The sequence below is a fragment of the Nakamurella flavida genome, assembly GCF_030811475.1.
GTDB lineage: Bacteria > Actinomycetota > Actinomycetes > Mycobacteriales > Nakamurellaceae > Nakamurella > Nakamurella flavida.
The window spans coordinates 3099312-3111486 of record NZ_JAUSQV010000001.1; the positions used below are offsets into that span (position 1 = coordinate 3099312).

Consider the following 12175-nt stretch of genomic DNA (forward strand, 5'->3'; position numbering starts at 1 on the left):
CGGAGCATGCCGCTCCGGGGCTCTCTGCTGACCGGGGCCGGTGGATGCGGGGTGCGCGGCGGCACGAGGGTTCAGTGGACCCGGCGAGGAGCGGCCGCCCGACGTTCCTCGCGGGCGTTGGCCTGAGCCAGTCCGACGACGCCGAGGATCATGATCGCCACGCCGGTGATGCCCACGTAGGTGCCGACGCTGTGCGAGGAGAGCTTCTCGCCCAGCACGGCGAGGCTCAGGATCATCGAGACCACCGGTTCGGCGGAGACCATCGCCGGGTAGGAGACCTCCAACGATCCCCGGCCGAAGGCCCGCTGCTGGGCGACGATGGCGGCGGCGCCGGTGAGGACGCAGATCCACAGGGTGGGGTTCGCGAGGGTCTGCGTCAGCCCGCGGAAGGGGTCGGACAGCGAGTTGATCTGCACCGCGACCAACCCGAACAGCGAGCCGGCGACGAGACCGAAGAGCAGTCCGGAGGTGTTCCCCCGGGTTCGGCGGGCCGTCAGGTACAGCGTCAGCACGATGAGCAGGAAACCGATGACGACGGTGTCCAGGATCCAGGCCTGACGGCCGTGCACGGCGGGCTGGGGCCGCGCGAAGACGACGAAGATGCCCACCCCGACGGCCACGGCCGCCCCGCAGGTCCACTGCCAGGCGGTGGCGGGCCGCCGGGTCCACCAGACCTGGATGAACAGCTCGAACAGCACCGACAGCACGATCAGCGGCTGGACGAGCAGGACCTCGCCCATCACCAGGGCGGCCGCCTGCAGGGCGAACGCGCCGACCGAGACCACCGCACCCAGCACCCAGGCGCGGCCGATGCCCCCGGTGCGCACGGTGGCCTGATGGCGCATGACCGTGCCGACGGCGGCCAGCACCGCGGACATCAGGGCCAGCACCACCGCGATGACGGTGCTCACCCCCGGCACCGGTGGGCCGGGGCGGGAGGCGTCATCGACCGCTCGCCCGCCATTCGTCGACGTACTCCTGGTTCACCGTGCGGATGGCGGACCCGATCTCCCGGTACTCGTCGTCGCGGAGATTGGCGATGGAGAGCCGGATCGACCACGGGGGCGCGTCGAACCCGCCACCGTTGAGGGCGATGACCCCGCTCTCCCGGGCCAGCCGGAACAGGATGTCGGTCGGCTCGTGGTTCGCGATCAGGTAGTCCGTGAAGTCGGTGCCGTGCTCCTGCTCGGCGTGGTGCAGGAGATCGAGCTCGACGTAGTAGCCGACCCGGAGCGGGTCCGGCGCCATCGTCAGGTCCATGCCGGCCATCAGGTCCGCCAGCCGGCGCCGGATCAGCGCCTGCGCCTGGGCCTTGTAGTGGTCGTCCCGGTCGAGCAGGCAGTAGGCCGAGAACAGCAGCATCATCAGCTGCTGCGGCTGCGACAGCCCGGCGGTGTGGTTCAGGGCGACGTTGCGGGAATCGGCGACGAGGCGGTCCACGAACCGGATGGCGCGGGGCTCCAGGGTGAGCGAGGCGTACCGGGTGTCCAGTGCCTGCTTGTCCGCCTCGGGCAGCCGATCGAGCAGGCGGTCCAGGACGTTGTCGGGGTGCAGCCCGATCACCCCGAGGCGCCAACCCGTCGCGCCGAAGTACTTCGAGAACGAGTAGATCAGCAGGGTGTTGTGCGGCAGGTGGGCGGCCAGCGAGGTGAAACCGTCGATGAAGGTGCCGTAGACGTCGTCGGTGACCACGATCAGGTCGGGGTTGTCCTCCGCGACCACCGCGGCGATCCGCTGCAGCGTCGCCGGGTCGACCGACACCGATGTCGGGTTGGTGGGGTTGACGCAGAGCAGGACCTTCACCGACGGGTCCCGCAGCCGGTCGATCTCGTCGTCCGGGAACTGCCAGCTCCGCTCCCCGTCGGGGGTGCGGGCGTCGGCGCCGATCCGGACGAGTTCGAAGTCGTACTGGTCGAGCCGAGCGATCTCCAGGTAGGGCGTGAAGATGGGCGTCATCACGGCCACCCGGTCACCGCGCCGCACCAGCCGGTTGGCCAGCAGGGAGTCCAGGACGTAGCAGATCGCCGCGGTACCGCCCTCGACGGCGAACAGGTCCACCGGGCCGATGCCCGGGCCCATCTCCTGGAGCAGGTACCGCCGCACGACGTCCTGCGTGTGGTGGAGCATCCGGTCCGGGGCCGGGTAGTGATCGCCGATGACCGCGTCGGCGATCTCCCAGACGAAGGCGTCGTCGTCGAACCCGCACTCCTGGACTCCCCAGTCCAGGAGGCGGGCGAGCAGATCGACCCCGGACTCGCCGGTGTGGTCGCGCAACCAGGTCCGGAACCGATCGGCGATGCCGGTCTTCTGCGGGACGCCGACGAGTTCGGCATCCCAGGACACGGCGGCCCGGCACTCCTCCAGGGCGAAGAAGCCCAGGCGGAAGAACGCCTCCCGCGGGGTGGGCGCGACGAAGTTGGGGTTGCCACGACCGGCGTTGAGCTGCTGGAAGGCCGTCCGGCCCTCGTGCGCGCCGGCGATCTCCCGCAACTTCTCCCGCAGCTCGAACGGCGAGAGCGTCTGCAGGGCGCGGATCTCCGCGCGGGTCAACGGTCGGTCGGGCATCGGACGGGACCTCCGGCTCTCCGGGACTGTGCGTGAACACTGCAGCACGCAGGGGTGGGACGGACGGGTTCGACGCGCGCGACTCTCATCCGGTGAGCGCCACGACCACCGCGCCCCCGATCGTCAGCGCCACATTGGCCACGGCGTACGGGACGGTGTACCCGAGCATCGGCGCCGAGCTGCGGGCGGCGTCCCGCACGGCGCCGGCGGCGGCCGACGACGACCGCGCCCCGGCCAGCATCCCCAGCGTGAGCACGGGGTCGAACCGGAACACCCAGCGAGAGAGTGCGGTCATCACCAGCAGCGGCACCAGGGTCACCACCACCCCGGCCAGCAGGATGCCCACGCCGTACCGGGTGAGGCCGGACAGGAACGACGGCCCGGCCGAGATGCCGACCATCGCGATGAAGAACGCCAGGCCCGCCGACTCCAGGAACCAGTCGGTGGCGGCGGGGATCCGTGCCGTGATCGGCCGGCGGGTGCGGAACCAGCCGAGAAGGAGGCCGGCGAGCAGTGCGCCGACGCTGGTCGACAGACCGACGGGGATGCCGCCGGCGTGCAGGGCGGGTACCCCGACCAGAGCGCCGGCCGCGATCCCCAGCCCGATGGCGACCATGCCCGACCGGTCGTCGCTGCGCTCGGCGTGCCCGATGGAGGGGATGGTCTGCTCGAGCAACGGTTGCGGTCCCTGGACCCGGACCTCGTCCCCGGCGTGCAGGGTGACGGGATCGGCCAGCGGGACGTCATGACCGCCGCGGCGCAGGGCCCGCACGTAGATCCGCCGGAACCGCCCGTCCGTCCGCAGCTCCCCGACGGTCCGACCGGCCGCGCCGCGATGCGAGACCATCACCCACAGGTCCTCGATGCCGAAGTCCAGGAGCCGGCGGTCGTCGGTCTCGTGCGCGACGGGGGCGAGCGCGTCCGCGAACAGGTCCATCCGCCGGGCGGTGAGGGCCACCGTCCCGCCGGCGGCCAGGACGGTCCCCGGGTCGGCGTCCCGGACCGTGTCCCCGGTGCGCACCCTGGCGACGTAGACCCGCTGCCCGCCCCCGGCGCGCGTCTCCAGGTAGGTCTCCAGGTCGCCGCAGGTGCGCACCCCGTCCGGGAGCGCGGTGAGGAGATACGCGCGCCGGGTGACGTCCAGGTAGGCCGAGTGGACGTCGGGAGCCGACCCGGCGAGGCCGAGGCGTTCCTCCAGCGCGGCGGCCGCCGCGGGCAGCGCGGTGATGCCCAGCAGGCGGGGGGCGATGTTGGCGCAGTACAGCGCGGTACCGACGGTGCCGAACAGGTAGGTGACCGCGTAGGCGACGGGCACCAGATCACTCCATTCCTGGAGTGTCGACGCGTCCGCGCCGAGGCCGGCGATGGATCCCTGCGCCACCCCGACGATGGCGGACTGGGTGAGGGCGCCCCCGGCGACACCGGCGGCCAGACCCGGGTTCAACCCGAACGCGGCGGCCACCCCCAGGACGGTGGCGAACCCGACCACGGCGAGGACCACCGCGAACAGGGCCTGCGGAGCTCCCGTTCCGCGCAGACCCGCGACGAACTGCGGCCCGAGCCGGACGCCCAGCGCGAAGAGGAACAACAGGAAGAAGATGTTCCGGGCCGGGCCGTCGACCACCAGAGTGGTACGGCCGGCGCCGGTGTCCGGAAGGCGCACGACGACGCCCAGGGCCACCCCCACCAGCAGGGTGCCGGTGACGGCCCCGAGGCTCACCGATCGCACCCGGACCTGCCCGAGCGCGAAACCCGACCCGACCGCCAGCAGCACGGCGATCTCCGGGTGACCGATCAACGCGCTCGCCACCCAGCGCGCAGCCCCGTCCACGAGGTCAGTCGTCGCGGCTGCCGGACCGGGACAGGAATCCCCACCGGCGCCTGGGCTTGTCCGCCGGCTCGGCCGCCGTGTCGGCCGGGGTGCTGGCGGGCGGCGTCATCGTGCGGCCCATCTCGTCCTCCGTGGATTCGGCGCGCAGGACCTCGCCGGCGACGACACCGAGCAGCCGGCCGTTCTCGACCACGGGTCGACCCACGTCGGCATCCGTCGCCGTCCGCAGCGACACCGCCGCGACGGGCGGCCGACCGGACAGGTCGAGCGCCTCGGTCAGGCTGGTGCCGCCGGTGAGCCCGGCGAGAGCGCCCATGACGTCCGCCACGGTGAACACGTGGAACGCCGGCGCGTCCGCGTCGCCCCCGAGGACGACGACGGCCTGCTTGGCGCTGGCCGCGGCCAGCAGGCGGATCCGTAGCGGGCCGATGGTGTCGGTCGCCCGCGCCTCCAGGGCGTTCTCGGTGCGCATCCTGGGAAACGTACGCGGGAGGTCCGACGGCGGCCAGGGCCGGGTGGCCGGTCAGCCCACCGCGGAGAACAGCGGCGGGAGGACGAACAGCATCGTCGTCGACCAGGTGACGTGGGTGAGGATCGGCCCGAGGATGCCGCCGCTGGCCCGACGTTGCAGGCCCAACAGCAGACCCAGGGTGAGCGCGGCGAACACCAGCATCAGGTTTCCGGACGCCACCGTGGCCAGGCCGTACACCACGGTGGAGATGACGACCGGATGCCGGACTCCGATGGCCGCGAAGAGCGCACCCCGGAAGAAGATCTCCTCGGCGATGCCGTTGATCAGGGTGATCAGGGCGACCAGGACGAGCGATCGCCCGCGTGCCTGGTCCAGGACGGCGTCCGTCAGCGAGGCCAGCGGGGGGATCTGCCGCACGATCAGCGCGCCGACGATGAAGAGCACCGCGGTGGCGAGCCCGAACGCGATCGGGGTGATGACCGGGCGGCGGAGCCGACCCCGGAACGGCATGTACCCCAGGTGCAGCGGCCCGCTGAGCACGCCACCGATGACCCAGGTCGCGGCGAGCGCGATGGTCAACGGGTAGAAGCGCGGATCGGTGGGATCCACGGACAGGGACAGGCCGAGCAGGGTCGCGCCGACGACCAGGGTGACGGCCACGACGATCCGGCGGCGCAGGAAGGCCCGGGCGCTCTGCTGGTGGTCACGTTCCACCCGGTCCACCAGGGCCGGGCGGAGCAGCCGACCGAACCGGTCGACCAGTGGGCGGCGTGCGGCGGGACCGGTCATGACCGGGTGGCTGGAGCGCCCGGGCGGGCGTCCTCCTGCTCGCGGGCCCGCGCGTCGAGGGCGGCCCGGACGGCGTCGTCGTACCCGACGGGTTCACCGGGGACGAGCTCGCGGATGCTGGTGTCGTGCGCGATGACCTCGTTGGTCATCGAGTCGATCAGGTTGCGCGCGGTCTCCAGGTCGACGTCGGTGACCAGGGCCAGCCAGCCCGACGACAGGCGCGGGGTCAGCAGGGGCACCGGGATCATCGGCAGCGACCGCTTCTTCTGGATGCGCGCCGCACGCCGCATCATGTCGCTGTACCGCATGATCTCCGGCCCCCCGACGTCGTACACCCGGCCGAACGCCTCCGGGCGGCCGAGCACGCCGACCAGGTAGCGGACGACGTCGGACAGAGCGATGGGTTGGGTGCGGGTCTCCACCCAGCGCGGCGCGATCATCATCGGCAGGTGGTCGACCAGCTGCCGGGTGATCTCCCAGGAGATGCCGCCGTGGCCGACCACGACGGCCGCCCGCAGCACCGTCACCGGCACTCCGCCCAGGCCCAGCAACGACTCGACGTCGCGACGCGACCGCAGGTGCGCGGACAGGTTCTCCCCCGGGTCGCCCAGCCCGCCCAGGTAGACGATCTGCCGGACACCGGCCCGGGCGGCCGCGTGGCCGAAGTCGGTGGCCGCCTCCGCGTCCTCGCGTTCGAAATCGGCCGAGCCGAGCGAGTGCACCAGGTAGTAGGCGACGTCGACGCCGTCCAGGACCGGTTCCAGGGTGGCCGGCTCGGAGACGTCGGCCCGCACCGGATCACCGGCGCCGGTGTACTTCTCGGGACGGCGCGTCATCGCCCGGACGTGGTGGCCGTCGGCCACCAGCGCGCGGGCCAGGTGCGAGCCGACGAAGCCGGAGGCTCCGGTGACCAGGACGCGGAGGGGGGCGGGCGACGTCATGGGGCTCCTGGTGGTGTGGTCGGGCAGCTGGACCCCCGCGCTGCTGCGCCGGGGCTCACCACGGCACGTGCGCCCGGGTCGGTGCCGCGTCCACGGGAGGACCGTGGCCGCGGCGGGGACCGGTTGCTGCCCTGATCAGCCTAACCCTGGGTACCGACGCGACGACCGGCACGGATGCCGCCGGGGGCAGGTTGTCCCCCTGTCCGATTCCTGTCCCCGGACGCGGCCGGCCCGTTCCGCCACCGCCCTCCGCTGCGCACGATGGGCCCGGACGACGGAGAGGCCGTCGCCGGACGGAAGGAACCGAACAGATGGAAGGGTTCTCGATCACCACGGAGCGGATCGCCGCGGCCGGAGGTGCGGTCGGCGACACGGGGTCGGCGCTCGCCCGCGAGATCGCCACGATGGACGGCCTGCTCGGGTCCATCCAGGCCGGTTGGCAGTCCAGCGAGGCCGCGCCGCGGTTCGTGGCGGCGGTGCAGGGCTACCTGGCCACCGCGGTCACCCTCAAGGACGCTCTGCTGAGCCAGGGCACCACCCTGATCTCCTCCGCCCAGCGTTTCGGCGAGGCCGAGTCGGCCACGGCCGCCGCCATCCCGGCGTCCGCCTGATGGCCACCATCGCGGTCAACTACGCCGCTCTCACCAACGGGTACGACTCTCTGGTGGCCACCTGGGGTCGCATCGAGCAGCACCTCGCCGAGCTGGACGCCACGCTCGGGGCGACGGCCGACATGCAGGCCGACACGCTGCTGGCCTACCGCTCGCTCAAGGCCCGCTGGGACGCCTCCGCCGCCGAGCGGCAGATCGTGCTGCGTTCGCTGGCCGAGTCCGTGGCCTCGGCGGGTGAGCGGTACCGCCAGGTCGACGCGGCCATGGCGGCACAGTTCGCGATGTGAACGGGGCCGGCGGCCCGGGTGGTGGGTGGGGCGACGCGGCGGCGGGGTGGCGGGCTGGACCGCCCGGCCGGCGCGGGCGGGGTGCCGGCGCGGGTGAAGAGCCGGTGCCGGTGCCGGTGCTGGTGACCGGTTCGGTGCTGCTGCCGGAGCGGGCAGGATGGGCCCATGCCCGGACCCAATCTGCTCGGCCCGCCCCCGGTCCATCTGCCCGTCGACCCCGCCGCGGGTGAGCTCGCGGCCGGTGACACCGCCCAGGACGTCGCCCGCCGCCACCCGACGTCGTGCCTGGCCTGGGCGGTCCTCGCCGAGGCCGCGCTGGACCGTGGGGACGACGTCGCCGGGTACGCCTACGCCCGGGTCGGATACCACCGCGGCCTGGACCGGTTGCGGCGCAACGGGTGGAAGGGGGCGGGGCCGGTGCCCTGGTCCCACGAACCCAACCGCGGATTCCTGCGCTGCCTGTCCGCGCTCGCCCAGGCCGCCGTGTTGTTCGAGGAGACCGATGAGGTCGAGCGGCTCCGGGCGTTCCTGCTCGATGCCGATCCGGAGATCCCCACCGACCTCCTGCCCTGAGGCTCGGTCCCTGCGGGAGACCCCGTCTCAGCGCGCCGCCGGCCCGGCCGGCGCGGCCGGGTCCGCGCCGACCAGCAGGAGATCCTCGGTGTGCCGGTAGAAGGTCCACCGGTCCATCCGGCGGGGGTGCTCCACGCCGTCGCTGGTCACCAGGCTCGGTGCGGCACTGCCGATCTGCACCGCCCGGCCCGCGGTCGTGGTGCGGCGCCGCGTCCACGGCAGGGCACCTCGACGCTCGACGGTGACCAGCAGTCCGCGGGCGCGGTCGGGTCGTACCTGCAGACGCAGGGCCGGGCCCGCCAGCACCTTGTGTTCGTCGACGTAGGTCGCGCCCAGCAGGGGGGTCAGCGATCCTTCGGCGAGCAGCACCCCGCCGACGTCGTCGCGGACGAGGGGAACGGGGTGCGCCGGAGCGGTCGCGGCGGTGCGGACCGCGTCGGGACCCACCGGCAGGTTCCACAGCCGGGTCAGCGCGGTGGGCCGGGCCGGCGCGTAGGCCAGTTCGACCGAGCCCAGCAGGTTCCGGCGCAGCACCCGCAGGGCCACGGCGGCCAGGTCGGCGTCGTCCCCGACGACCAGCACCCGTCCGCGCAGCAGGGGATCGATGTCCTTGCCGGGGCGGGGCCCCACCGGATGGACCGGCGTCCCGGTCCGTGCCGTCAGGGCCGCCAGTTCCGCCGCCCGGGCGTCCCCGAGGTCGATGCGTCCGGTCGGAGCACCCGTTCCGGCTAGGCATGACATCACCAGGACTTCGATCACGCATTACCCTTCCATCGGCACGCGCGCCGACCAGGTGCGTCGTGCGGGGATCGGGCGGCCGTGCCGTCGCTCCCCGCCCCGTCGCGGGGCCGCAGCCAGCAGGGTCGTCGGCCGATCATGGTCTCGCGGCGTCGGACAGTGGGGAGTGTGTCATGGCGGTGATGGTCCTGATCGGAGCCCAGTGGGGCGACGAGGGCAAGGGCAAGGCCACCGATCTGTACGGCGAACGCGTCCAGTGGGTGGTGCGGTACCAGGGCGGGAACAACGCGGGGCACACCGTGGTGCTGCCCGACGGGCAGTCCTTCGCGCTGCACCTGATCCCCTCGGGCATCCTCACGCCCGGCGTCACCAACGTCATCGGCAACGGCGTCGTCATCGACCCGGGTGTGCTGCTCACCGAACTGGCCGGGCTCGAGGAGCGCGGCGTGAACACGGAGAACCTGCTGATCTCGGCGGACGCGCACCTGATCATGCCGTACCACGTGGCCATCGACCGGGTCTCCGAGCGCTACCTGGGCAAGGCCAAGATCGGCACCACGGGGCGGGGCATCGGCCCGGCCTACCAGGACAAGGTCGCCCGACTCGGCGTCCGCGTGCAGGACGTGCTCGACCCGTCCATCCTCGGGCAGAAGGTGGAGGCGGCCCTGGACATCAAGAACCAGATCCTGGTGAAGATCTACAACCGCAAGGCCCTGGACCCGGCGCGCATCGTGGACCAGGTGCTCGAGCAGGCCGAGGGCTTCCGGCACCGCATCGCCGACACCCGCCTGCAACTGGGCGAGGCGGTCAAGCGCGGCGACAACATCCTGCTCGAGGGTTCCCAGGGCACCCTGCTGGACGTCGACCACGGCACCTATCCGTTCGTGACCTCGTCCAACCCGACCTCGGGCGGCGCCGCCGTCGGCTCGGGGCTCGGACCCACGGCGATCACCTCGGTGCTCGGCATCCTCAAGGCCTACACGACCCGGGTGGGCTCGGGTCCGTTCCCGACCGAGCTGCACGACGAGTGGGGCGAGTACCTGCGCAAGACCGGCGGCGAGATCGGCGTGACCACCGGCCGGTTGCGCCGCTGCGGCTGGTTCGACGCCGTCATCGCCCGCTACGCCTCGCGGGTCAACGGCATCACCGACTACTTCCTGACCAAACTGGACGTGCTGTCCTCGTTGGAGAAGGTCCCGGTCTGCGTGGCCTACGACGTGGACGGCGAGCGGGTCGACGAGATGCCGCTCACCCAGACCGGTTTCCACCACGCCACCCCGATCTACGAGGAGCTGCCGGGCTGGTTCGAGGACATCTCCGGCTGCCGCACCTTCGACGAGCTGCCGGCCAACGCGCAGAGCTACGTCCGGTACCTGGAGGAGATCTCCGGGGCACGCATCTCCTCCATCGGTGTCGGACCGGGGCGGGATCAGACGATCGTCCTGCACGACGTCCTCGACCAGAACTGATCGCAGCCCGATGACGGCCGGACGGGGCGCCCTCACGCACCCCGGGGTGCAGGCTGCCCTCGTCGCCGCGGTGCTGTTCGGGGCCGGGACCCCGCTGGCCAAGCAGCTGCTGGGCGCAGTCGACCCGTGGCTGCTGGCCGGCCTGCTCTACACCGGATCCGGGATCGGGCTGGGCCTGTACCGCGTCGTCCGGCGCTCTCCGCAGGTGCGGCTGACCCGGGCGGAACGGTGGCCGCTGGCCGGCGCGGTGGTGGCCGGCGGGATGCTCGCCCCGGTGCTGCTCATGGTCGGGTTGACCCAGCTGCCGGCCACCGGAGCATCCCTGCTGCTCAACGCCGAGGGCGTGTTCACTGCGGTGCTGGCGTGGGTGGTGTTCCGGGAGAACGTCGACCGCCGCGTCGCCCTGGGCATGCTGCTGATCGTCGCGGGGGCGGTGGTGCTGACCGTGGCCGGCGGGGTGCAGGTCGGGTCGCTGCTCCCGTCGCTGGCCGTCCTCGGGGCCTGCCTGTGCTGGGGGATCGACAACAACCTGACCCGCAGGGTCGCCCTGACCGACGCGTCCTTCCTCGCCGCGGTCAAGGGTCTGGTCGCCGGGCCGGTAAACCTGCTGCTGGCGTTCACCCTCGGTGCCGCCCTGCCGCCGGTGGGTGCGGCCGTCGGGGCGATGGCGGTCGGGCTCGTCGCCTACGGCGTCAGCCTGGTGCTGTTCATCGTGGGTCTCCGGCACGTCGGCACCGCCCGGGCCGGGGCCTACTTCTCGGTCGCCCCGTTCTTCGGAGCGGTGTTGGCCGTCGTGCTCGGCGAGGCGGTGACCTGGGCGCTGGTCGCCGCCGGACTGCTGATGGCGGTGGGGGTCTGGCTGCACCTGCAGGAACGGCACGACCACCCGCACACCCACGAGGTGCTGACCCACGAGCACTGGCACACCCACGACGACCATCACGACCACGAGCACGGGCCCGGAGACGGTGGGGCCTGGGACGGGCGGGTCGGGACGGCGGCGGGGAGCGGTCGGGCGGTCCGGCACCGCCACGAGCACACCCATCCTGCGCAGACCCACAGTCACCCGCACTACCCGGACAGCCACCACCCCCACCGGCACTGAGCCGGTGCGGGGAGGGCCTGCGCCGGGTCAGCGGCGCGGGAAGACCACCCGCGCGCAGTGCGCGACCTGTCGGCGGCGCACGGTCCCGTCCGGTTCGGCGTACCGCCCGGCGAGCTCCACCACCGCATCCAGCTCGCGTTCCCGCTCGTCCTCGGGCATGACCGCGTAGATGGAGAACGTGGCCGACAGGGCGCGGAGATCGGCGGCCGTGGTGTGGTCGGTCCAGGCGAACCGGCTCGTCTCGACGTCCTCGGCGGGCACGCCGGGCAGGTCCCAGTCGGCCTCGTCGGGCCCGGCGGACCGCCGGTCGTGGTCCGGCCGCAGCCGGTCCAGCGCCACCTCGAACGGGTCGTCCGGGTCCGGGGCGTTGCCGACCAGACCCAGCCAGCCGCCCGGCCGGAGGACCCGCCGGGCTTCGTCGAGCGCCTGTTCCTTGCCGAACCAGTGCCAGGCCTGCGCCACCAGGACGGCATCCACCGCGGCGTCGGGCAGGGGCAGCCGACCGGCGTCGGACCGCTCCGCGCGGGCGCCCGGATGTCGATCGGCGAGCACGGCGAGCATCTGCGGGTCCGGTTCCACCGCCGTCACCCGGAGCCCACGGGCCAGCAGGCTGCCGGTCAGCTTCCCGGTCCCCGCACCGACGTCGGAGACCTCGTGCGCCCCCGGGGGCACCAGCCAGTCCACCGCGGCGTCCGGATACCCGGGCCGCCACCGGTCGTAGTCGGCGGCGAAGGAACCGAAGACGCGGGCGCGGCGGGGATCCATCCGGTCATCCTGCTCCGTCCCGGTGCCGG

Annotated in this window: 13 protein-coding genes; 5 read left to right on the forward strand and 8 right to left on the reverse strand. The window is 72.9% G+C overall.

Annotated elements, in window-relative coordinates:
• Nucleotides 1-71 precede the first annotated feature (71 nt).
• The 6 genes from J2S58_RS13640 to J2S58_RS13665 form a co-directional block, all read right to left on the reverse strand.
• On the reverse strand, nucleotides 72-911 hold the full coding sequence (locus J2S58_RS13640) for a DMT family transporter (RefSeq protein WP_205257679.1): 840 nt from the start codon (nucleotides 909-911) through the stop codon (nucleotides 72-74).
• 31 nt (nucleotides 912-942) lie between these two features.
• Nucleotides 943-2565: a bifunctional aspartate transaminase/aspartate 4-decarboxylase gene (locus tag J2S58_RS13645; protein WP_205257680.1), complete on the reverse strand. Its 1623-nt coding sequence runs from the start codon at nucleotides 2563-2565 to the stop codon at nucleotides 943-945.
• A gap of 85 nt (nucleotides 2566-2650) precedes the next feature.
• Nucleotides 2651-4396, reverse strand: a complete 1746-nt coding sequence (locus tag J2S58_RS13650) for an aspartate-alanine antiporter-like transporter (protein ID WP_205257681.1) — start codon at nucleotides 4394-4396, stop codon at nucleotides 2651-2653.
• Between the two features lie 4 nt (nucleotides 4397-4400).
• Nucleotides 4401-4868: a hypothetical protein gene (locus J2S58_RS13655; RefSeq protein ID WP_205257682.1), complete on the reverse strand. Its 468-nt coding sequence runs from the start codon at nucleotides 4866-4868 to the stop codon at nucleotides 4401-4403.
• Nucleotides 4869-4919: 51 nt separating this feature from the next.
• Nucleotides 4920-5657, reverse strand: a complete 738-nt coding sequence (locus J2S58_RS13660; RefSeq protein ID WP_205257683.1) for a type II CAAX endopeptidase family protein — start codon at nucleotides 5655-5657, stop codon at nucleotides 4920-4922.
• Nucleotides 5654-6598: an NAD(P)H-binding protein gene (locus J2S58_RS13665; RefSeq protein WP_205257684.1), complete on the reverse strand. Its 945-nt coding sequence runs from the start codon at nucleotides 6596-6598 to the stop codon at nucleotides 5654-5656. Before J2S58_RS13665 ends, J2S58_RS13660 begins: the two co-directional genes overlap by 4 nt.
• 311 nt (nucleotides 6599-6909) lie before the next feature.
• On the opposite strand from J2S58_RS13665, the gene J2S58_RS13670 reads away from it, so the two are divergent.
• The 3 genes from J2S58_RS13670 to J2S58_RS13680 all read left to right on the forward strand — a co-directional run bounded on the left by J2S58_RS13670 (nucleotide 6910) and on the right by J2S58_RS13680 (nucleotide 8069).
• Nucleotides 6910-7209: a WXG100 family type VII secretion target gene (locus J2S58_RS13670; protein ID WP_205257685.1), complete on the forward strand. Its 300-nt coding sequence runs from the start codon at nucleotides 6910-6912 to the stop codon at nucleotides 7207-7209.
• Nucleotides 7209-7496 carry a WXG100 family type VII secretion target gene (locus J2S58_RS13675; RefSeq protein ID WP_205257686.1) on the forward strand — a complete coding sequence of 96 codons (288 nt, stop codon included), beginning with the start codon at nucleotides 7209-7211 and terminating at the stop codon, nucleotides 7494-7496. The genes J2S58_RS13670 and J2S58_RS13675 overlap by 1 nt, the downstream gene beginning before the upstream one ends.
• A 165-nt stretch (nucleotides 7497-7661) precedes the next feature.
• Nucleotides 7662-8069 carry a DUF3151 domain-containing protein gene (locus tag J2S58_RS13680; protein WP_205257687.1) on the forward strand — a complete coding sequence of 136 codons (408 nt, stop codon included), beginning with the start codon at nucleotides 7662-7664 and terminating at the stop codon, nucleotides 8067-8069.
• Nucleotides 8070-8096: 27 nt separating this feature from the next.
• Here J2S58_RS13680 and J2S58_RS13685 read toward each other — a convergent pair whose 3' ends face one another.
• The gene (locus tag J2S58_RS13685; protein WP_205257688.1) at nucleotides 8097-8828 is read right to left on the reverse strand and encodes a hypothetical protein; all 732 of its coding nucleotides are present in this window, start codon (nucleotides 8826-8828) and stop codon (nucleotides 8097-8099) included.
• A 152-nt stretch (nucleotides 8829-8980) separates the two neighbouring features.
• On the opposite strand from J2S58_RS13685, the gene J2S58_RS13690 reads away from it, so the two are divergent.
• Complete coding sequence (locus J2S58_RS13690) at nucleotides 8981-10276, forward strand: adenylosuccinate synthase (protein WP_205257689.1); 1296 nt, start codon at nucleotides 8981-8983, stop codon at nucleotides 10274-10276.
• Between the two features lie 10 nt (nucleotides 10277-10286).
• Nucleotides 10287-11381, forward strand: a complete 1095-nt coding sequence (locus J2S58_RS13695) for a DMT family transporter (protein WP_205257690.1) — start codon at nucleotides 10287-10289, stop codon at nucleotides 11379-11381.
• A gap of 27 nt (nucleotides 11382-11408) precedes the next feature.
• Here J2S58_RS13695 and J2S58_RS13700 read toward each other — a convergent pair whose 3' ends face one another.
• Entirely contained in the window at nucleotides 11409-12146 is a 738-nt protein-coding gene (locus J2S58_RS13700) for a class I SAM-dependent methyltransferase (protein ID WP_205257691.1), read from the reverse strand.
• Nucleotides 12147-12175: the final 29 nt, after the last annotated feature.

Excerpts from the sequence above, each read along its gene's own strand:
- J2S58_RS13645 (WP_205257680.1), bottom strand. The coding sequence starts at position 2,565 with ATGCCCGACCGACCGTTGACCCGCGCGGAGATCCGCGCCCTGCAGACG.
- J2S58_RS13655 (WP_205257682.1), bottom strand. The coding sequence starts at position 4,868 with ATGCGCACCGAGAACGCCCTGGAGGCGCGGGCGACCGACACCATCGGC.
- J2S58_RS13660 (WP_205257683.1), bottom strand. The coding sequence starts at position 5,657 with ATGACCGGTCCCGCCGCACGCCGCCCACTGGTCGACCGGTTCGGTCGG.
- J2S58_RS13665 (WP_205257684.1), bottom strand. The coding sequence starts at position 6,598 with ATGACGTCGCCCGCCCCCCTCCGCGTCCTGGTCACCGGAGCCTCCGGC.
- J2S58_RS13670 (WP_205257685.1), top strand. The coding sequence starts at position 6,910 with ATGGAAGGGTTCTCGATCACCACGGAGCGGATCGCCGCGGCCGGAGGT.
- J2S58_RS13675 (WP_205257686.1), top strand. The coding sequence starts at position 7,209 with ATGGCCACCATCGCGGTCAACTACGCCGCTCTCACCAACGGGTACGAC.
- J2S58_RS13680 (WP_205257687.1), top strand. The coding sequence starts at position 7,662 with ATGCCCGGACCCAATCTGCTCGGCCCGCCCCCGGTCCATCTGCCCGTC.
- J2S58_RS13690 (WP_205257689.1), top strand. The coding sequence starts at position 8,981 with ATGGCGGTGATGGTCCTGATCGGAGCCCAGTGGGGCGACGAGGGCAAG.
- J2S58_RS13695 (WP_205257690.1), top strand. The coding sequence starts at position 10,287 with ATGACGGCCGGACGGGGCGCCCTCACGCACCCCGGGGTGCAGGCTGCC.
- J2S58_RS13700 (WP_205257691.1), bottom strand. The coding sequence starts at position 12,146 with ATGGATCCCCGCCGCGCCCGCGTCTTCGGTTCCTTCGCCGCCGACTAC.